The 18,925-nt window shown below is 60.0% G+C and carries 21 protein-coding genes and 4 tRNA genes; 17 read left to right on the forward strand and 8 right to left on the reverse strand.

All coding sequences use genetic code 11. The features are described 5' to 3' along the window. Nucleotides 1–9: 9 nt before the first annotated feature. From rlmB to DD235_RS01145, 11 genes are all read left to right on the forward strand, one after another. On the forward strand, nucleotides 10–747 hold the full coding sequence (rlmB, locus tag DD235_RS01100; protein WP_109060221.1) for a 23S rRNA (guanosine(2251)-2'-O)-methyltransferase RlmB: 738 nt from the start codon (nucleotides 10–12) through the stop codon (nucleotides 745–747). Nucleotides 748–773: 26 nt separating this feature from the next. Continuing rightward, nucleotides 774–2,015 (forward strand): cystathionine gamma-synthase family protein, encoded by a 1,242-nt coding sequence (locus DD235_RS01105; RefSeq protein ID WP_109060222.1) that lies wholly within the window; start codon nucleotides 774–776, stop codon nucleotides 2,013–2,015. Between the two features lie 247 nt (nucleotides 2,016–2,262). Continuing rightward, entirely contained in the window at nucleotides 2,263–2,535 is a 273-nt protein-coding gene (locus DD235_RS01110) for an HU family DNA-binding protein (RefSeq protein WP_109060223.1), read from the forward strand. A gap of 47 nt (nucleotides 2,536–2,582) precedes the next feature. After that, a tRNA-Val gene (locus DD235_RS01115) sits at nucleotides 2,583–2,658 on the forward strand. Nucleotides 2,659–2,768: 110 nt separating this feature from the next. Then, nucleotides 2,769–3,038, forward strand: a complete 270-nt coding sequence (rpsO, locus tag DD235_RS01120; protein ID WP_109060224.1) for a 30S ribosomal protein S15 — start codon at nucleotides 2,769–2,771, stop codon at nucleotides 3,036–3,038. An 89-nt stretch (nucleotides 3,039–3,127) separates the two neighbouring features. Then, nucleotides 3,128–5,296, forward strand: coding sequence for a polyribonucleotide nucleotidyltransferase (pnp, locus tag DD235_RS01125; protein ID WP_109060225.1), 2,169 nt, complete (start codon nucleotides 3,128–3,130; stop codon nucleotides 5,294–5,296). A 174-nt stretch (nucleotides 5,297–5,470) separates the two neighbouring features. Further along, a complete protein-coding gene (locus DD235_RS01130; RefSeq protein ID WP_109060226.1) occupies nucleotides 5,471–6,688 on the forward strand; it encodes a threonine ammonia-lyase in 1,218 nt (405 codons plus the stop codon). Nucleotides 6,689–6,793: 105 nt separating this feature from the next. Continuing rightward, a complete protein-coding gene (locus DD235_RS01135; RefSeq protein WP_109060227.1) occupies nucleotides 6,794–7,309 on the forward strand; it encodes a sigma-70 family RNA polymerase sigma factor in 516 nt (171 codons plus the stop codon). Beyond that, the gene (locus DD235_RS01140; protein ID WP_109060228.1) at nucleotides 7,306–8,316 is read left to right on the forward strand and encodes a FecR family protein; all 1,011 of its coding nucleotides are present in this window, start codon (nucleotides 7,306–7,308) and stop codon (nucleotides 8,314–8,316) included. Before DD235_RS01135 ends, DD235_RS01140 begins: the two co-directional genes overlap by 4 nt. A 115-nt stretch (nucleotides 8,317–8,431) precedes the next feature. Next, nucleotides 8,432–8,824, forward strand: a complete 393-nt coding sequence (locus tag DD235_RS16885; protein ID WP_204524166.1) for an STN domain-containing protein — start codon at nucleotides 8,432–8,434, stop codon at nucleotides 8,822–8,824. Further along, entirely contained in the window at nucleotides 8,769–10,898 is a 2,130-nt protein-coding gene (locus tag DD235_RS01145; protein WP_204524167.1) for a TonB-dependent siderophore receptor, read from the forward strand. Before DD235_RS16885 ends, DD235_RS01145 begins: the two co-directional genes overlap by 56 nt. Before the next feature lie 44 nt (nucleotides 10,899–10,942). Here DD235_RS01145 and DD235_RS01150 read toward each other — a convergent pair whose 3' ends face one another. The 4 genes from DD235_RS01150 to DD235_RS01165 form a co-directional block, all read right to left on the reverse strand. Continuing rightward, complete coding sequence (locus DD235_RS01150) at nucleotides 10,943–12,379, reverse strand: FAD-binding oxidoreductase (RefSeq protein WP_109060229.1); 1,437 nt, start codon at nucleotides 12,377–12,379, stop codon at nucleotides 10,943–10,945. Nucleotides 12,380–12,513: 134 nt separating this feature from the next. Beyond that, nucleotides 12,514–13,119, reverse strand: a complete 606-nt coding sequence (locus DD235_RS01155; protein WP_239989992.1) for a PIN domain-containing protein — start codon at nucleotides 13,117–13,119, stop codon at nucleotides 12,514–12,516. Between the two features lie 140 nt (nucleotides 13,120–13,259). Beyond that, nucleotides 13,260–13,463, reverse strand: a complete 204-nt coding sequence (locus tag DD235_RS01160) for a helix-turn-helix transcriptional regulator (RefSeq protein ID WP_109060231.1) — start codon at nucleotides 13,461–13,463, stop codon at nucleotides 13,260–13,262. Between the two features lie 3 nt (nucleotides 13,464–13,466). Next, complete coding sequence (locus DD235_RS01165) at nucleotides 13,467–13,877, reverse strand: hypothetical protein (RefSeq protein ID WP_109060954.1); 411 nt, start codon at nucleotides 13,875–13,877, stop codon at nucleotides 13,467–13,469. Between the two features lie 127 nt (nucleotides 13,878–14,004). On the opposite strand from DD235_RS01165, the gene DD235_RS01170 reads away from it, so the two are divergent. Next, entirely contained in the window at nucleotides 14,005–14,904 is a 900-nt protein-coding gene (locus DD235_RS01170) for an alpha/beta fold hydrolase (RefSeq protein WP_109060232.1), read from the forward strand. Between the two features lie 68 nt (nucleotides 14,905–14,972). On the opposite strand, the gene DD235_RS01175 is transcribed toward DD235_RS01170, so the two are convergent. Continuing rightward, nucleotides 14,973–15,049 (reverse strand) — tRNA-Arg (locus DD235_RS01175). A 374-nt stretch (nucleotides 15,050–15,423) separates the two neighbouring features. Here DD235_RS01175 and DD235_RS01180 point away from each other — a divergent pair. Both DD235_RS01180 and DD235_RS01185 read left to right on the forward strand, forming a co-directional pair. Then, the gene (locus tag DD235_RS01180) at nucleotides 15,424–15,624 is read left to right on the forward strand and encodes a CsbD family protein (protein WP_109060233.1); all 201 of its coding nucleotides are present in this window, start codon (nucleotides 15,424–15,426) and stop codon (nucleotides 15,622–15,624) included. Nucleotides 15,625–15,682: 58 nt separating this feature from the next. Further along, the gene (locus DD235_RS01185) at nucleotides 15,683–15,847 is read left to right on the forward strand and encodes a DUF1328 domain-containing protein (RefSeq protein ID WP_109060234.1); all 165 of its coding nucleotides are present in this window, start codon (nucleotides 15,683–15,685) and stop codon (nucleotides 15,845–15,847) included. A 41-nt stretch (nucleotides 15,848–15,888) separates the two neighbouring features. Here the strand turns inward: DD235_RS01185 and DD235_RS01190 are convergent, their stop codons facing one another. The 3 genes from DD235_RS01190 to DD235_RS01200 all read right to left on the reverse strand — a co-directional run bounded on the left by DD235_RS01190 (nucleotide 15,889) and on the right by DD235_RS01200 (nucleotide 16,394). Then, the gene (locus DD235_RS01190) at nucleotides 15,889–16,191 is read right to left on the reverse strand and encodes a hypothetical protein (RefSeq protein ID WP_109060235.1); all 303 of its coding nucleotides are present in this window, start codon (nucleotides 16,189–16,191) and stop codon (nucleotides 15,889–15,891) included. Between the two features lie 21 nt (nucleotides 16,192–16,212). Next, a tRNA-Leu gene (locus DD235_RS01195) sits at nucleotides 16,213–16,299 on the reverse strand. A gap of 5 nt (nucleotides 16,300–16,304) precedes the next feature. Next, nucleotides 16,305–16,394, reverse strand: a tRNA-Ser gene (locus tag DD235_RS01200). 151 nt (nucleotides 16,395–16,545) lie between these two features. Between DD235_RS01200 and DD235_RS01205 the strand changes: the two genes are divergently transcribed. The 3 genes from DD235_RS01205 (at nucleotide 16,546) to secG (ending at nucleotide 18,874) form a co-directional block, all read left to right on the forward strand. After that, nucleotides 16,546–17,523: an NAD(P)H-quinone oxidoreductase gene (locus tag DD235_RS01205; RefSeq protein ID WP_109060236.1), complete on the forward strand. Its 978-nt coding sequence runs from the start codon at nucleotides 16,546–16,548 to the stop codon at nucleotides 17,521–17,523. Nucleotides 17,524–17,626: 103 nt separating this feature from the next. Beyond that, the gene (gene tpiA / locus DD235_RS01210; RefSeq protein ID WP_193519534.1) at nucleotides 17,627–18,379 is read left to right on the forward strand and encodes a triose-phosphate isomerase; all 753 of its coding nucleotides are present in this window, start codon (nucleotides 17,627–17,629) and stop codon (nucleotides 18,377–18,379) included. A 24-nt stretch (nucleotides 18,380–18,403) separates the two neighbouring features. Next, entirely contained in the window at nucleotides 18,404–18,874 is a 471-nt protein-coding gene (gene secG, locus DD235_RS01215) for a preprotein translocase subunit SecG (protein WP_109060238.1), read from the forward strand. Nucleotides 18,875–18,925 lie beyond the last annotated feature (51 nt).

The raw sequence follows: 18,925 nt of genomic DNA on the forward strand, positions 1-18,925 counted from the left end.
AATTTTCCTATGCAAGCAACACAAGTATTGAGCGGCTTCCACGCAGTGACGGCCCGGCTGCGCCATGCGCCTGATTCCGTACGCGAACTCTATGTCGATGCCAGCCGGCGCGACAAGCGCATGCAGTCGCTGACTGATCAGGCCGAGCGGCATGGCTGCCGCGTGCATGCGGTCGATGCCGCGCGCCTGGACGGGCTGGCCAAGGGCGTACGCCACCAGGGGGTGGTCGCCGTGGTCGAGGCCCGCGAATTGGCTGTCGACCTCGACGAAGTGCTTGAAAGTGCCACGACGCCACCTTTGCTCCTGATTCTGGATGGCGTGACCGATCCCCACAATCTGGGGGCCTGCCTGCGCACGGCTGATGCCGCTGGCGTGCATGCGGTGGTGGCACCGCGTGACCGCTCGGTCGGCCTGACGTCCGTGGTGCAGCGAGTCGCCTGCGGTGCGGCTGATACGGTGCCCTATATAACCGTCACAAATTTGGCGCGCACAATGCGGCACCTGAAGGAATGTGGCGTCTGGCTGGTCGGTACGGACGACCAGGCGACTGATACACTGCATGCTGTCGATGCTGCAGGACCCATGGCGTGGGTCATGGGTGCCGAAGGCGAGGGCATGCGTCGCCTGACCCGTGAAACCTGCGACCAGCTTGTGCGCATTCCGATGCTCGGGTCGGTCGAAAGCCTCAATGTCAGCGTGGCATCCGCCGTCTGTCTGTACGAAACCGTACGCCAGCGGCAATCCTGATTTCATTTTCTGCAAGTAGAACCATCATGGCCTCGCACGGCTTTACGTCTTCCATTCTGCATTCCGACCGCCGACAATCCATCGAGTACGGTGCCACCCACCAGCCCATGCATACGGCAGCCGCCTATCGCTACGATGACGTACGCGATCTGGTGGCCGTGTTCCAGGGGCGCCCGGGCTTCAGCTATGGGCGCCAGGGTACGCCGACCACCGCTGCACTGGAGAGCAAGGTCAGCGTGATGGAGGCCGGTGTCGGTACGGTCTCGTTCTCCACGGGCATGGCGGCGCTGGCAGGGATTTTCATTAGTCTGCTGCGCGCCGGTGACCATCTGGTGGCCAGCCAGTATATTTTCGGCAATACCAACAGTCTGCTGGGCACGCTCAGTGCGCTGGGCGTGGAGGTCACGCTGGTCGATGCCACCGATGTGGCCCAGGTCGAAGCGGCGCTGCGGCCCGAAACCCGCATGGTCTTTGCCGAGACGATCGCCAACCCGGGTACGCAGATCGCAGATCTGGCGGCCATCGGCGCGCTGTGCCAGGCACGCAATCTCGTCTATGTCGTCGACAATACGATGACCTCGCCGTGGATGTTCCGCCCGGCCACGGTGGGTGCTTCGCTGGTCATGAATTCCCTGTCCAAGTACATGGGCGGGCACGGACATGCGCTGGGTGGTTCGGTGACCGATACAGGACTCTACGACTGGAGTGCCTATCCCAATATCTATGATGCCTACAAGGGCGGAAAACCGACCTCCTGGGGGCTGACCCAGATCAAGAAAAAAGGCCTGCGCGACATGGGTGGTACGCTGTCGTCCGAGACGGCGCACCGCATCGCGATCGGCTGCGAAACGCTGGCGCTGCGCATGGCCCGAGCCTGCGACAACGCGCTGGCGCTGGCCCGTTTCCTGGAAGCGCATCCTGGTGTTGCTCGCGTGCATTATCCGGGCCTGGCGCAGCATCCACAGCATGTGCGTGCCGGCGAACTGTTTGGCCACCGCTACGGCGCGCTGCTGGGTGTTGAATTGGCCGAGGGTATCGACTGCTTCGAGTTTCTCAACCTGTTGCAGGTGGTGATCCTGTCCACTCATGTGGGCGATACGCGCACGCTGGCGCTGCCTGCCGCGCATACGATCTACCATGAAATGGGGGCGGAGCGTCGTGCGCAGATGGGAATCGCCGATAGCCTGATCCGTGTTTCGGTCGGAATTGAAGAAATCGACGATTTGATTGATGATTTCGGGGCAGCCCTGAAAAAAATGCTGGCATAATGCGCTTTTTTCGGATGCTCCCGCAGTCATGCGGGATTGTCCGGAGGCAGGCGCTGCTTGACAGTGCGGGCCCTGAACGGGCTTAATACGCGTCTGTGCCTGCCACTCTTGTCCGGCCGAAACATGGCCGGGTTGTTGCAACGTGCAGGTGCCAGGGGGAGGTTCCAGGCTGTGCCAGGCCGTTCCGTAGTCTGGCGCTCTGGCTTGCACATTTAATTTCACGACCTTGCATAGGGGTATTACTTCAATGAACAAAACAGAGCTCATCGATCACATCGCCAGTGAAGCCGACATCTCCAAAGCCTCCGCTGCGCGCGCGCTGGATGCGTTTGTGGATGCCGTGACGACCACGCTCAAGAACGGCGACACCGTGACCCTGGTTGGCTTCGGTTCCTTCGCTGTGTCGACCCGTGCTGCCCGCACTGGCCGCAATCCCCGCACCGGCGAAGAACTCAAGATCAAAGAGGCTCGCCTGCCCAAGTTCCGTCCTGGCAAGAGCCTGAAGGATGCAGTGAACTAAATTTCTGCTATAATCGCATCCGCGTTTGCATTGCGAGTGGTGCCTCCGGGTGCTTAGCTCAGTTGGTAGAGCGGCGCCTTTACACGGCGTAGGTCGGGGGTTCGAGCCCCTCAGCACCCACCATACCGAATGCGATTGCAGAAGTCAGAACGGTCGTGCATGCGACCGTTTGTTTTTTTATCATTCCACGTCAAGGCTCCTCGGCCCTGACGCCAGTACATACGAGGATAGAAATGTCTGTTGCTGATATCAAGAAGTCCGACATCGTCGCCGAATTCCAACGTGCCCAGGGCGACACGGGTTCCCCTGAAGTCCAGGTCGCACTGCTGACCGCCCGCATCAACGAACTGACGGGTCACTTCAAAGAGCACAAGAAAGATCACCACTCGCGTCGCGGTCTGCTGCGCATGGTCAGCCGCCGTCGCAAGCTGCTCGACTACCTCAAGGGTCGCAACCCCGACGCCTACCGCGCTCTGATCGAAAAGCTCGGCCTGCGCAAGTGATCGACAGGACCGGCATCCGGTAAAAGCAACCGTGGTCGATGCGATTTCATCGCAGCGGCCACGGTTTTTTATTTGCAAGGAAAAAATCTATGTTCAACAAAGTGAGCAAATCGTTCCAGTACGGCCAGCACACTGTGGTGCTGGAAACGGGCGAGATCGCCCGCCAGGCTTCCGGTGCCGTCAAGGTGTCGATCGAAGACACCGTCGTGCTGGCAACCGTTGTGGCCCGCAAGACGGCCAAGCCCGGCCAGGACTTCTTCCCGCTGACCGTTGACTACATCGAGAAGACCTATGCCGCCGGCCGTATTCCCGGCGGTTTCTTCAAGCGCGAAGGCAAGCCTTCCGAAAAGGAAACCCTGACCTCGCGCCTGATCGACCGTCCGCTGCGTCCGCTGTTTCCCGAAGGTTTCTACAACGAAGTCCAGGTCGTGATCCACACGCTGTCGGTCGATCCCGAGATTGATCCCGACATCGCTGCCATGATCGGCTCGTCGGCTGCGCTGGCCATTTCCGGTATCCCCTTCAATGGCCCGATCGGTGCGGCCCGCGTTGGCTACATCGATGGCCAGTATGTGCTCAATCCCACTGCCAGCCAGCTCAAGGGCTCGCAGATGGATCTGGTCGTCGCCGGTACCGACAATGCCGTGCTGATGGTCGAATCCGAAGCCAAGCAACTGTCCGAAGAAGTGATGCTGGGTGGCGTGGTGTTCGGTCACGAGCAACTGCAGCAAGTCATCCAGGCCATCCGTGACCTGACCGCCGAAGCCGGCAAGCCGGCCTGGGACTGGCAGCCTGCAGCGCGCAACGAAGCGCTGATTGCCTCTGTTTCGGCTACGGCACAAAGTGGCCTGCAGGCCGCCTACCAGATCCGCGAAAAGCAGGCCCGTACGGCCCAGCTGTCGCAGGTCTATGCCGAAGTGCATGCCAAGCTGGCTGCCGATGCCGAAGCGCAAGGTCAGTCCGCACCGGATTCGGTCGAAGTCGACAACATCCTGTTCGACCTGGAATCGCGCATCGTGCGTGGCCAGATCCTCAACGGCGAGCCCCGGATCGATGGCCGCGATACCCGCACCGTGCGTCCGATCAGCGTGCGCCTGGGCGTGCTGCCGCGCGCGCACGGCAGTGCCCTGTTCACCCGTGGCGAAACCCAGGCACTGGTTGTGGCCACGCTGGGTACCAAGCAGGATGAGCAGATCATCGATGCGCTGATGGGCGAGTACCGCGACCGTTTCATGCTCCACTACAACATGCCGCCGTTCGCCACGGGCGAAACCGGCCGCATCGGCGTGCCCAAGCGTCGCGAAATCGGCCACGGCCGCCTCGCCAAGCGTGCCCTGGTACACCTGTTGCCCGAGGCGCAGGATTTCCAGTACACCATCCGTCTGGTGTCCGAGATCACCGAGTCCAATGGCTCGTCGTCGATGGCGTCGGTCTGCGGTGGTTCGCTGGCCATGATGGATGCCGGCGTGCCGGTGGGCGATCACGTGGCCGGCGTGGCCATGGGCCTGATCAAGGAAGACAGCAAGTTTGCCGTGCTGACCGACATCCTGGGTGATGAGGATCACCTGGGTGACATGGACTTCAAGGTGGCCGGTACCGAAAACGGTATCACCGCGCTGCAGATGGACATCAAGATCCAGGGCATTACCAAGGAAATCATGCAGGTTGCGCTGGCCCAGGCTCGCGAAGGCCGTCTGCACATCCTCGGCAAGATGCGCGATGCGCTGGGCGAGTCGCGCCAGGAGCTGTCGGCATTTGCCCCGCGCATGCTGACCATGAAGATCAACCCCGAAAAGATCCGTGACGTGATCGGCAAGGGCGGTGCCACCATCCGTGCGCTGACCGAAGAAACCGGTGCACAGATCGATATCTCCGACGATGGCACCATCGTGATCTCCAGCGTGGATCTGGAGCGCGCCAAGGACGCCGAGCGTCGCATCGCCGAACTGACGGCCGATGTCGAGGTGGGTCAGGTCTACGAAGGTACGGTGCTGCGTCTGCTGGACTTCGGCGGCATTGTGCAGGTCCTGCCGGGTCGTGATGGTCTGCTGCATATCTCCGAGATTGCCAACTACCGCATCGCCAACATCAACGATGTGCTCAAGGTCGGTCAGCACGTTCGCGTCAAGGTCATCGAGGCGGATGACAAGGGCCGTCTGCGCCTGTCGGTCAAGGCCATCGGTGGCATCGAACAGCAGGGCGGTCCGGCAGCGCCGGGTGCCGAACCGGCTGCCGCCGCAGACAACACGGCCGAGTAATCGGCCTGCACATACCCGCTGACCTCTGTCTGCGGGTATGCTCAAGTAGCATAATGGCACCTCTGGGTGCCATTTTTTGTCTGGGGCCACCCCAAGACAAAAAGCCCCCTTGGGAGGGGTAGCGCCGGCGCGTGGCGACTAGCGTGGGGGCATTTTTCATTTCAAGGATTCGGGATGATCGATCTGGATGCAGTCAGGCTGGCCAAGGCAAATATCGGCGGTCAGGTGCAGAATACGCCGTTCGTGCTGTCGCGCACGCTGTCCGACATTGTCGGTGCCGAGCTTTGGCTCAAATTCGAAAACCTGCAGTTCACGGCTTCGTTCAAGGAGCGCGGTGCCCTGAACCGGATGCTGGCGCTGACAGAGTCCGAGCGGCAGCAGGGGGTGATCGCCGTGTCGGCCGGGAATCATGCCCAGGGTGTGGCTTACCACGCACAACGCATGAATGTGCCGGCGGTGATCGTGATGCCCCGCTTCACACCGACCGTCAAGGTGGCCAATACGCGCCGCTTCGGTGCCGAGGTTGTCCTGCATGGCGAGACGTTCGATGACGCCAAGGCGCATGGCGAGTGGCTGGCGCGTGAACGCGGCCTGATCATGATCCATCCCTATGACGATGCACTTGTCATGGCGGGGCAGGGCACGGTCGCGCTGGAAATGCTGGACGTTCAGCCGGCCCTGGATATGCTGGTCGTCCCGATCGGTGGTGGTGGCCTGATCTCGGGTATTGCGGCAGCGGCCAAGGGATTGCGGCCTGATATTCAGGTAATCGGCGTCCAGACTGAACGCTTCCCGGCGATGTTTTCCGCGATCACGGGCCAAGTGCGGGAGTCGGGCCACTATACGATTGCCGAGGGAATTGCGGTCAAGTCGCCAGGCGATTTGACCCGCGAGGTTGTGGCCCGGCATGTGGATCGCATTGAACTGGTCGATGAAAGCGATATCGAGCATGCCATTGTCATGCTGCTCGAAATCGAAAAGACTGTCGTCGAAGGGGCGGGGGCTGCCGGCCTGGCGGCCTTGCTGCGCGCGCGCAAGGACGGGCGCATGGATTATCGCGGACGCCGCATCGGGCTGGTGCTGACAGGAGGCAATATCGACCCCCTGATGCTGGCTGATCTGATCGAACGCGGCATGGTGCGGGCCGGCCGCCTGGCACGCATCCGGGTCAAGTTGCGTGATCTGCCGGGGGCGCTGTCACGTGCCACGCAATTGATTGCCGATGCCCATGCCAACGTGACCGAAGTGCATCACCAGCGCGCCTTCACGGCATTGCCGGTGCAGGATGTCGAGGTCGATTTCGTGATCCAGACTCGCGATCATGCGCATGTGCAGGATGTGATTGCACGCCTCAATGCGGCCGGATTCCTGGCAGGTGATCATGGTCATTGAGCGTTTCTTGAGATAACTGTGGTTTGCTTGGCATCACGAAAATCGGAAAGCTTCTCATGCTGTATTTTTTTGATTATGCTTTGCGTTTTCATTTGATGCTGAGCGATGTCGGAGCCTTCTGCCGATCCCAAGTCCGCTGTACGGACGTTGTACCTGGACCATCACGGCTGGCTGCTGTCCCGCTTGCGCAGGCGTACGCGCAATCATGCCGATGCTGAAGACCTCACGGCAGACACGTTCGTCGAAATCGTCCGTTCGCGTGTCGATCCTCTGTCGCTCGGCGAGCCCCGGGCATTCCTGACCACGATCGCACAGCGCCTGCTGTATCGCTTCCAGCGCCGTGCCGCGCTTGAGCGGGCCTATCTCGAACGTCTGGCGCTGTTGCCCGAAGCATTGGCACCTTCTCCCGAAGATCAGTTCCTGGTGATGGAAGCGATTCGCCTGCTGGACGATGCGCTGTCAACGCTGACGGTAGAGGCCCGTACGGCCTTTTTGTGCAATCAGCTTGATGGCATGAACCACGAAGAGATTGCCGCCTGCCTCAATGTATCCGTGCGCACGGTCGGTCGCTATATCCGGCTGGCCATGACTTGCTGCTATCTGGCGGAGTGGGATACATGACGAATACCACTCGGCTGGAGCGTGCCATCCACGAAGCCATTGACTGGGCGGTTCGCCTGCAAAGCCAGGGTGCCGGAAAAATGCCGGACCCTGTGCAACAGGCCGATTTCGAACGCTGGCTGGTCCAGGACCCTGATCATGCCGATGCCTGGGCACGCCTGCAGACGCGCCTTGAGATTGCTGCTGCAGTCCGAACGGTGGACCGGCGTGCCGCCGGTCAGGCCCGGCAGGTTCGCGAGCTGCTGACACAGCCACGACGTCGCGGAACGCTCAAGAACTTGCTCGGGTTGGGACTGGGCGCGGGGGCGGCGGCATTGCTGGTCAGGGAAGGCGTTCAATGGTCCAGACCCATGCTCGCCGACTTGCAAACCGGGACAGGACAACGATTGCAACGACAACTGGTCGATGGCAGCACGCTTTATCTCAATGCTGCATCTGCTGTCGATCTGGCATTCGATGCTGAGCAACGGCTGCTGACGCTGCATGACGGTGAGTTGCTGGTGCAGGTGGCTTCCGATCCGGGCAGGCCATTTGTCGTCCGTACTGCACAAGGTCAGGTGCGGGCGCTGGGCACGCGTTTCCTGGTGCGTTGCGATCCTGGCAGCGGGCGTACCTGGGTGAGTGTGCTGGAACATGCGGTGCAAGCCTCTGCCGGTCAGGCAGCAGGGATGAGCGCAGATGCGTCGCTACGGCTTGAAGCGGGCAACCAGGCCTGGATCGATGTCGATGGTGTGCATCGGGTGGGGGCTCAGTCTGCGAGTATCGACCCGGATGCCTGGCTACAGGGTCGCCTGGCCGTGCTGGATGCTCCCTTGTCTGATGTGCTGGATCGTTTGCGACCCTATCGCAGCGGCATAATCCGGATGGATCCTGCCGTGGCTGACCTGCGCGTGCAGGGCGTGTTTTCACTGGACGATACCGACCGGACGCTGCGAGCTCTGGCCGAGACGCAGCCTCTGCGTATCGATTACTACAGCCGCTGGATTGTCATGGTGCGGCCTCGTTGATGTCTGCATGACGTGCCGAGGCCAGCGGGCAATTTGTAACTGCGTGTCCGATGGTGTTGGTGTCAATGCACATACCTCCTGAACACAACACGAAATACCTATCAGGAGCGTTTCAATGAGCAAGCAGTACATGCCGTTTCGTCCAGGCATCCTGGCGGCAGCCATTTCCCTGGCGCTGTGCATACCCACTTTCTGGCACCAGGAGGTCAGGGCGGAGCAGGGCAGTGCGGAGATTCAGGCATTCGACCTGCCGGCAGCGCCACTGGCCGAAACTCTCAATGCCATTGCCGCCCGCAGCGACCGCCTGATTTCTGTTGCCCCCTCGTTGACGCGAGGTCTGCAGGCACCTGCAGTGCGTGGTGACCTGACGGCCGAGCAGGCTGTCCGGCAGGCGCTGGCAGGCAGCGGGTTGGTGCTGCGTGTGACGGCAAGCGGTGTGCTGACATTGGAGCGTGCGCCTGCTGCAGATTCAGGCCCTGGAGGCTGTCACGGTGCGTGGCGCTTCTGATGCGGCCACCGAAGGCAGCGGCAGTTATGCCGTGGCGGGTGTGTCGCGTACGGCCACGCGCCTGCCGATGACGCTGCGCGAAACGCCACAGAGCATCAGTGTGGTGACACGCCAGCGTATCGAGGACGAAGGACTCAACAGCGTCGAGGCGGTGTTGAACCAGACACCGGGTATTTCGATAGAGAATGTCGGTGCAAGCCGCTATACGATCTATTCGCGTGGTTATGCCATCGACAATTTCCAGCTCGATGGCATCGTGACGGCCATGGATATCGTGTCGCAGAATATCCCCCAGAGCCAGTCGGACATGGCCATCTATGATCGGGTCGAAGTCTTGCGCGGTGCGGCCGGCCTGATGACCGGGGCAGGGGACCCGTCCGGGACGTTGAATCTGGTCCGCAAGAAACCCACGCATGAATTCCAGGGGCATGTTGCTGTCAGTGGCGGTACATGGGACCGCTACCGCGCCGAACTGGATCTGTCCGGGCCGCTGGCCGCCAATGGCCGCCTGAGAGGCAGGGTCGTGGGAGCCCATGAGGAAGGCAATACCCATATCGACTACTACAGTCAGAACAAGACGGTGCTGTATGGCGTGCTGGAGGCGGATGCCACCGACAGTACGCTGGTCACGCTGGGGGTGGATTACCAACATACCAATCCACGCGGCCAGTCCTCTACCGGATTGCCTCTGTTCTACAACGATGGCTCGCAGACTGATTTCGATGCCTCGGACAATGCAGCGGCACGCTGGAACCGTAACGAAATGAGGGTCTACAACACGTTCCTGAGCGTGGAGCAGCAATTGCCTGCAGACTGGACTTTCAAGGTGTCGGCCAATCATCTTGAAGGCACGCGCAAGTTCTCCGGCGGAGATGCCAGTTGGGGATTCCCTGACAGGCATACGGGGGATGGCGTGCGTTTGTATGGTGGGCTTGGGCGTGCTGTCCAGCGCCAGACCGGAATCGATTTGCAGTTTCAGGGGCCGTTTGAACTATGGGGGCGACGCCATGATGCCGTGCTTGGGTTCAACTGGTCAGAATACGAAAATGATCATGAGCCCATGAACGATGATATGGAAGGGCGTGATGTCAATCTCTACCATTGGCACAATGACACACTGTCATCGGTCGTGGATGGGAAGCTGATGGACTACGACGGCTGGCAGAAACAGCGTGGTGCCTATGCTGCCCTGCGCCTGAGGCCGCGCGATGATCTGGCGGTGATCGTGGGCGCACGTCTCAGCCGCTACGACTACCAATTGTCGCAGATCTATGCCAGCCCGGCCCTGGCACGTTTCAACAAAGTTACCCGCATGCATGAATCCGGCGTGGTGACGCCCTATGCTGGCATTGTCTACGATCTTGACGATACGCATTCGGTCTATGCCAGCTACACCAGTATTTTCAAGCCGCAGAGCCAGCGCGACAGCAGCGGGGCCGTACTTGACCCGCGCAAGGGAGACAATTTTGAAATCGGTCTCAAAAGTGAATTCCTGGAGGGGCGGCTCAACAGCGCGATTGCGCTCTACCAGATCCGGCAGGACAATCTGGCCGAGCTCGATCCGGGACAGACCGTGCCGGGGACTTCACCGGTGGAAGCCGCCTATCGTGCGGTCAAGGGTGCGAAGACCACGGGTCTGGACATGGAACTGGCGGGTGAGGTCCTGCCTGGCTGGCAACTGGGGTTGAGTTACAACTATGCCCTGTCCAGGAATGCCGATGGCGAACAGATCCGCACGATTTTCCCGCGCCACATGGCCAAGCTGTGGACGACTTACAGGTTGCCGGGTGATCTGAACCGACTGACGCTGGGCGGCGGCATCAATTGGCAGAGTCGCATTCACTACAGTGCCACGACATGGGATTTGCCTGGTGTTGTGTTGCAGGGTCAGCAGTCGGCATATGCCGTGGTGAACCTGATGACGCGCTATGATTTCAGTCATCAGTTGTCGGCCACGTTGAATATCAATAACGTGTTCGACAGAAAATACCTGCAGGGTCTGGACCAGACCTTCCATACCGGACTGTACGCACCGACGCGCAATGCCATGCTGACACTGCGCTATCAGTTCTGATGTGGAACAGGCCCCTTGCGGGGCCTGTTCGAGTGGGACTGTTTTTACAGTACCTTGCCAGGATTCATGATGCCGTGTGGATCGAGTGCCTGCTTGATCTGCCGCATCAGCTTGAGGGCCAGCGGATCCTTGTATTCCAGGAAGGCATGGCGCTTGAGCTGGCCGATTCCGTGCTCGGCGCTGATGCTGCCGCCGTGCCTGATCACTTCGTCGTAGACTGCCTCGGTCAGGGCATCTCCCTCATCGGAAGCCCAACTGGTGGCGGCACCTTCCGGGCGAGACAGGTTGTAGTGCAGGTTGCCGTCACCGAAGTGGCCGAATACGAACAGGCGCGTGCCGGGACGGGTCGCCTCGACCCGTTGGGCGGCGGATGCCATGAAATCCGGGATCTGACCGATGGGCAGCGAGATATCGTGCTTGAGGTGGGGGCCGTCGGCGCGCTGAGCTTCAGAAATCTCTTCGCGCATGCGCCAGAACTGGGTGGTCTGCGCCAGTGACGTGGAGATCGCTACATCCACGCACAGTTCCTGCTCCAGTGCTTCGCCCAGTGCTTCTTCGAGCAGTGCCGACAGGCCGGCCTCGTCGGTGGTGTCGCCCAGCTCGATCAGCACGTAGCCTGCGTAGGGCGCATCGAAGGGCGAGCGCATCTGCGGCACGTGTGTCTGCACCAGCTCCAGGCAATCGTGGGTGAAGTACTCGAAAGCCTGGATGCGCTGGCCACAACTGCGGTACAGCAGGCTGAACAGTTCCAGTGCATGTTGCGGGTTGTCGATTGCGGCCAGTGCCACGCCGCGTGCCGTGCACTGTGGCAACAGCTTGAGGACTACGCCGGTAATGATGCCCAGCGTACCCTCTGCACCGATGAAGAGTTGCTTGAGGTCGTATCCGGTGTTGTCCTTGCGCAGCGTATTCAGCCCGTTCCAGATTTCACCGTCAGGCAGCACGACTTCCAGGCCCAGGACCAGATCGCGGGTCATGCCGTAGCGCACAACATTGATGCCTCCCGCATTTGTAGCGACGTTGCCACCGATCACGCAGGAGTCCTGTGCCGCCAGGCTCAGGGGCAGAAAGCGATGTTCGGCCTCGGCGGCACGCTGTAGTTCGCCCAGTATGCAGCCGGCATCGGCCACCATGACGTTGGCCAGCGTGTCGATAGTGCGGATCTGGTTCATCCGGTCCAGGCTGATAACCACGTTGCGCGGGTCCTGATCCGGGGTGGCGCCACCGCACAGCCCGGTATTGCCGCCACGGGGTGAAATGGGTGCACGCAGTTCGTGGCACAGGCGCACGCAATGCGACACTTCTTCGGTATTGCGTGGGCGCAGAACCGCCACGGCCTGACCCAGGTACATGCCGCGCCAGTCGCGCACGTAGGGCGCGATGTCGTCAGGCTGGGTCAGAAGAATGGACGCGTCGAGTTCGGCACTCAGGCGGGCCAGGATATCTGCGGGTGCCGGCAGCGGCGTGGAGGAATGCGACATGGCAGGCAATGATCGGTCAGAAAGACGGAAAGCGTGTGCGGGCAGGCTGTTTCGGACACTGTGCCGATACAGGAGGCAAACGACTATTTTAGCGGTTTGAACAGGGCTTTGCAGTGTTCAGGCCTGGCCCGGAATCAGGGCTGCAGCCTGCCACCCAGCCAGAATAGCCGCTCGCGTTTCAGAATGGCATGGAGATCGGTGTCTGTGCGGCCCAATGTCAGGGCATCATCGGGGGTCTGCGCCAGTGCCGCGATAATGGCATCGGCATGCGCCGGCCAGAGGGCTTGCATCAGCATATCCGGTGTCATGGCCCGCAAGCCCAGGCGGCGCAGCTCGGAACGATTGAAATCCTTGAGGTTCCAGGTGATGATCCAGGTCAGCGTGTCCGTTGTATCGGATTGCTGTTGCAACTGATCCTGGATGTGGCGGGCGGCTGCAATGACATGCCAGTCCTTTGGGTCGCTGTAGTGCAGGCCTGATTCCCACTGCGACGGATCGGGGGTCAGGGCCTGTGGAAACTGCTGTTGCATGTCGTCCCAGGCCTGCTCCAGCACCTGCGGTTCGACCTGCCAGATGCGTGTCGCGTTGCGTCGCCATTCTTCGCCGATGCGAGGACTCCATGCTGGTCGCAGGCAACCGGCATCGGCCAGCCTCAGCAGGAAGGGACGCACGATGCCCGACATCAATACGCAGGCATCGAGCACACAGACCGGTGGTGTAGTCAGGGACATGGAAAGCATGGGTGCGCATCTTACAGGACGGTTGCAGGGCTGCGCTTTTCTTGCGCAGGGAACCGGCAATGCGCATAGCTGTGCCGTTCGCGCCACATGTGCCGGGGTTGTGCCCAGGGTTGTCCACAATGGATGGGGAAAACTTCCCCTTACCGGATAGTGTGGGGATTTTCGAAAATCTCTTCAACCGGGCGCTCGAAAAGGACACTGATCCGGAATGCCAGATCCAGTGAAGGATCGTGCTTCCCGGTTTCCAGTGCGTTGACCGCTTGGCGCGAGACACCCAGGCGTGTTGCGACGTCGGCCTGTGTCCAGCTGGCCTCGGCACGCAGTACTCGCAATCTGTTTTTCATGCTTCAGTGGCTTGTGCGAACAAAGGGGGATACCAGGGCGTAGATGCCCCAGAACAGCGGGTAGATGAGCCAGCCTGGCAGGTGTGGGGCAGCTGCGTAGGTTTCCCCGAACCCCCAGGCACTCCACAGGGCCATGGTGCTGCCGGCCGAGATGATGAAGCACTTGGCGACGATGGTTCGCACGTATTCATCGCTGTCAGCCATCAATCGCAGGGTGGCCCATATCTGGGCCATCACGGGCAGCGCCACTGCCACTGCCAGGATCCAGCCGAGCGCCTGTCCGAGAATGCCATCGAACACCCCCAGGATGGCGGCCAGATTGAGCAGCACATAGATGCCCATGAGCGTGGCAGTGCGGATCATGTAGATGCGGGCGGGTGAAGGGATGTCCGAGTTAGTGGTGCCGGTGTGCATGGTGTGACAGCCCATAGAGAAAAGTGGATGTGGATGAGGGAATCATGACTGTATGGGTGTCATGTTTTCTTGTCAATAAGTAAAGTTTGCTTTACATTAAAAGCTGTTCAAATAAAGGAAGCACCTCATGCGTCTATCAATCATGCTGGCAGCCGTCGGACTGTCATTCTCACTGTCCAGTGCCGCGTTGGCTCAATCCGTGATGATGGGTGCCGAAGGCGTCGGGCACGACCGGATTTCCGTGGAGGTCGCAGGGGAGGGGCCGGATGTCATTCTGGTGCCAGGCATGGCATCCTCGCGCGAAGTCTGGTCCGGCCTGGCGGCGCGCCTGCGACAGACCCATCGGTTGCATCTTGTGCAAGTGGCAGGGTTTGCTGGCTCGTCGCCCGTTGCAGGCGATGCCGATGGGCTTGTGGCTGCGCCGGTGGCCGAGGCCATCGCTGATTACATCGAGCGCGAGCACCTGGACAGGCCGGCCATTATCGGTCACTCGCTGGGAGGGGAGGTGGCCCTGATGCTGGGTGCCCGCCATCCTGATCAGGTGGGCAGGCTGATGATTGTTGATGCCTTGCCTTTTTACAGCTTGTTGTTCGATCCTGCGGCTACCAGCGAGACGGCCCGGCCGGGTGCCGATGCCTTCCGGGCGGCCTGGCTGGCTGCAACGGATACGCAGGCCGAGATCATGCAGGCTGCCGCGCTGGCAAGCTTGGTCCGCAATGAGGCTGCCAGGCCGGCATTGCTTGCTGCCAGTATGCGTTCTGATCGGCAGACTGTAGCCAATGCCAGTCATGAATTGATGATGACAGATCTGCGGGGGGAAATCAGCCGTATCACGGTACCCGTGGAGGTGGTCTATGCCTATGACACAGCGTATGGGGTGCCGGTGGCCAGCGTCGATATGACCTTCCGTGATGCTTACAATGAAGTGCCGGAGGTTGTCTTCAGGCGCATCGATGAGAGCTTTCACTTCATCATGCTGGATCAGCCGGCGCAGTTCGAGCGCGTAGTGCTCGAGTTTTTGCGGTGAGTTTTTGGTTACAGGGCGCGGCAACCCAAACGAAAAAGGGGTCTTCCATATGGAAGACCCCTTCGAATTGGCGCGCCCGGCAGGATTCGAACCCACGACCCCTTGGTTCGTAGCCAAGTACTCTATCCAACTGAGCTACGGGCGCATTTGCTGTGGCACGAACTGCGTGTTCAGCAAAGAGGGAGAACTATAGCAGACTGATTTTTCTTTTGCAAGAGGCTTTTTTTGGGGGGGAGAGTGAGTTGCTGGCAAGCCTGTGCGCTTGCGTGGCCACATTGCTCGGGACGCCCGGAGTCTGTTGCGTTTGAATGAAACTAAAATTTAAATTTAAAAAATAAATTTATTCTTGCGGTCATGAAATCTGTGTGCCAGTATGAAAATCATTGGTTCACATGAAAGCATACGTTTTTGTTCCGGGTGTGATCCATAAATAAAAACTGGCCGTTATTTCATGAACTGCGATTCTCGATGATTTTATGGCCAATAAATAGTGAGTCGCTATTTTTCAGGAGCTGATCAATGAACAATGATATTGTCGCTGGAAAATGGAAGCAGTTGACCGGCAAGGCCAAGGCCGCATGGGGAGAGTTGAGTGATGATGAGTTGACGCGAACCGAAGGCAATGCCGAGCGCCTGGTCGGGTTGGTGCAAGAGCGCTATGGCAAGACCAGGGATCAGGCAGAGAAAGAAGTGCGCGAATTTTTCAAGCACAATCCCTGACCGGCGGTATGTATTTGGCAGGAAGCACCCATAAACTGGATTAACTGGGAGGTGGCTGATGCTTTACTATGCTGCAGTTTTCTTCGTGATTGCAATCGTTGCGGCCGTACTGGGTTTTGGCGGTATTGCTGCAGGCGCGGCAGGGATTGCCAAGATTCTGTTTTTTGTCTTTCTGGTTCTCGCCGTTCTGTCGATCCTGAGCGGCGTGCTGAGAAAGAAATAAGGCGGGCCATATCGTCAGGTGTGCGTGTGCCTGAATAATAATTACAGGTTGTCGCCAAATGCGATCAGTGCTGCAACGAAGGTTGTGGCACTGACGCCAGCCAGCCAGTAGGCACGCCTGGCCGCCCAGGCATTGTCACGGCTGAAAGCTGTGAGAAGGGCGATCAAGGACCACAGGCCACTGAAGGCGAGCAGACAAAGCGTGTAGACAAAACCGCTCAGATCGTACGACCCTCCGCCTATGGAAGGGTGATGCGGGCTGCGAGGCCACAGCAAAGCAACCAGCGGGATGGCAACCACGGCGAAGATGACGAGCCATACTTGAAATCGACGGTCTTTCAGCATAAGGCAAGTGATTGATCTGGCTGGTGCCCGAGACCGGAATCGAACCGGTACGACCGCAAGGCCGAGGGATTTTAAGTCCCTTGTGTCTACCAATTTCACCACTCGGGCTGATCTGGCGGAAGCGGTGAGATTCGAACTCACGAAGGGCGCAAACCCTTGCCGGTTTTCAAGACCGGTGCAATCGACCACTCTGCCACGCTTCCTTGTGTACACTCCATGGGGTCTTCATGGAAGGTTTCGTGCTCTGCGATCTTGCATCGTAGCAGCATGAAGGGCGCCATGATAATCGATTTGCAACATCCAAGGCAAAGGTCCGGCAAAAAAACGGACACAGACAACACAGGAATCCGCATCATGCTGGCAATCGAAATTTCCAAACCGGGTGGCCCGGACGTACTGGCACCTGTCGAACGTGCCATTCCGGAGCCTGGTCCTGGGGAAGTGTTGATCCGGGTGGCGGCGGCAGGTATCAATCGACCCGATGTATTCCAGCGCATGGGCAGCTATGCACCGCCGCCGGGGGCTTCCGATCTGCCGGGGCTCGAGGTGTCGGGCGAAATCGTGGCGGGAGATGTGCAAGCGGGCGGCTTTCGGATCGGCGATGCGGTGTGTGCCCTGACACCAGGTGGTGGTTATGCTGAATACTGCGTTGCGCCGGCCAGCAACTGCCTGCCTGTACCGGCAGGCTTGTCGGTGATTGATGCGGCAGGGTTGCCCGAGACATGCTTTACGGTCTGGAGCAATGTGTTCGATCGCGGCGCGCTGGCACCGGGCGAGCGCCTGCTGGTGCATGGCGGTGCCAGCGGGATCGGTACGACGGCGATCCAGATTGCCCATGCGCTGGGGCACGAGGTCTATGCCACGGTCGGCAGCGACGACAAGGTGCGTGCCGTCGAGGCGCTGGGGGCGACACGGGGCATCAACTACCGCACGCAAGACTACGTGGATGTCGTGAAGACAGCCACGAATGGGCGTGGCGTGGATGTGATCCTGGATATGGTGGCAGGCGACTATATCAATCGCAATCTGCGCTGTATTGCCGATGACGGGCGTATTGTCGTCATTGCGCTGCTGGGGGGAGGCAAGGCCGAAATCAGCATGAGCCATATTCTGTTGCGTCGTATCACCCTGACCGGCTCTACCCTGCGTCCCCGTTCTGTAGAGTTCAAGGCGCAGATTGCGCAGTCCTTGCGCGAAAGGGTCTGGCCACTGATCGGGCAGGGGAGAATCAAGCCGGTTGTGCATGCTACCTTTCCGCTGCGTGAGGCGGCCCAGGCCCATGCCTTGATGGAGTCGAGCGGCCATACGGGGAAAATCCTGCTGACGCCCTGATGGCAGCTATGTGTCGGGCGGAGCAACACACCGGGCGCAACACACGCTACAATAGCGGGTTTTCATGTGCGCCCGAATCGGGCCAGACCTCAGTCTCCATCGAGTGAATACTTCCACAATGCGTCGCCTGGTCATAGGCAATTGGAAAATGAACGGCAGCCTGGCAGAGAATGGCCGGCTGTTGTCGGCCTTGCTTGATCAGTCTGGCCGGGCACAGGATGCCGAGCTGGCTGTCTGCGTGCCTTATCCCTATCTGGCTCAGGCTGCGCAGGCGTTGGATGGGCACAAGGCGGCCATTGCATGGGGTGCGCAGGATGTCAGTGTGCATGCGCGTGGTGCCTTCACGGGTGAGGTGTCGGCCGATATGCTGCATGATTTTGGCGTGCGCTGGGTGCTGGCAGGCCATTCGGAGCGACGAGCCTATCATGGCGAGTCCGATGAGCTGGTGGCGCTCAAGGCAGAGGTGGCGCTTGCTGCCGGCTTGGCGCCGGTGGTCTGTGTGGGCGAAACCCTGCAGCAGCATCAGGATGGGTTGGCTCATGAGGTGATCGCGCGCCAGCTGGGGCCGGTTCTCGCGCTTGGGGCCGAACGGCTGGCCCGACTCGTGGTGGCCTATGAGCCTGTCTGGGCTATCGGTACAGGGCAGACGGCCACGCCGGAACAGGCCCAGGAAGTGCATGCGTTTATTCGTGCAACGCTGGCGGCAGCCGGCGCGGCGCAGGTCAGGTTGTTATATGGGGGCAGCGTCAAGCCAGACAACGCCGCCGGATTGTTTGCCATGGAAGATATCGATGGTGCCCTGGTGGGCGGCGCATCCCTGGATGCGGATGAATTCATTGCCATTGCTGCTGCTTAAAAAAGTATTTCGGAGTCTTTTCTGATGTCATTTGCTCTCAATATCCTGATGGTCGTCCAGATCATTGCCGCGCTTTCGATCATCATTCTGGTGCTGTTGCAGCAGGGCAAGGGGGCCGACATGGGCTCTTCGTTCGGCAGCGGCTCGGCGGGCAGTCTTTTTGGTGCGACCGGGGCAGCCAACTTTCTGTCGCGCATGACCAAATGGGCCGCGATCGTGTTTTTTTGCGCTACCGGCGGCCTGGCCTATCTGGGTTATGGTTCACGCCAGGCTGTTGATAGCGGCAGCCTGATGCAGGAATACAGCAATGATCGCTCCGTGCCGCAGTTGCCGGGTTCTGATCCTGTGCCGGCACCTGCGCCTGCTGGTGTGCCCGATGCATCGGTGCCCACAGCGCCGGCAGCTGTGCCGCAGGCACCTGCAGCCAGCGATGTGCCGACGGCTGTGCCCGAGGCGCAGCAAGCGCCCGCAGAAACGCAGCCAGCGCAACAATAACGAGTTTGCACACGGTCATAATGTTGTGCTATAATTTATGACTTTCCTGAT

Source organism: Corticimicrobacter populi (assembly GCF_003123725.1).
Taxonomy (GTDB): Bacteria; Pseudomonadota; Gammaproteobacteria; order Burkholderiales; family Burkholderiaceae_B; genus Corticimicrobacter; species Corticimicrobacter populi.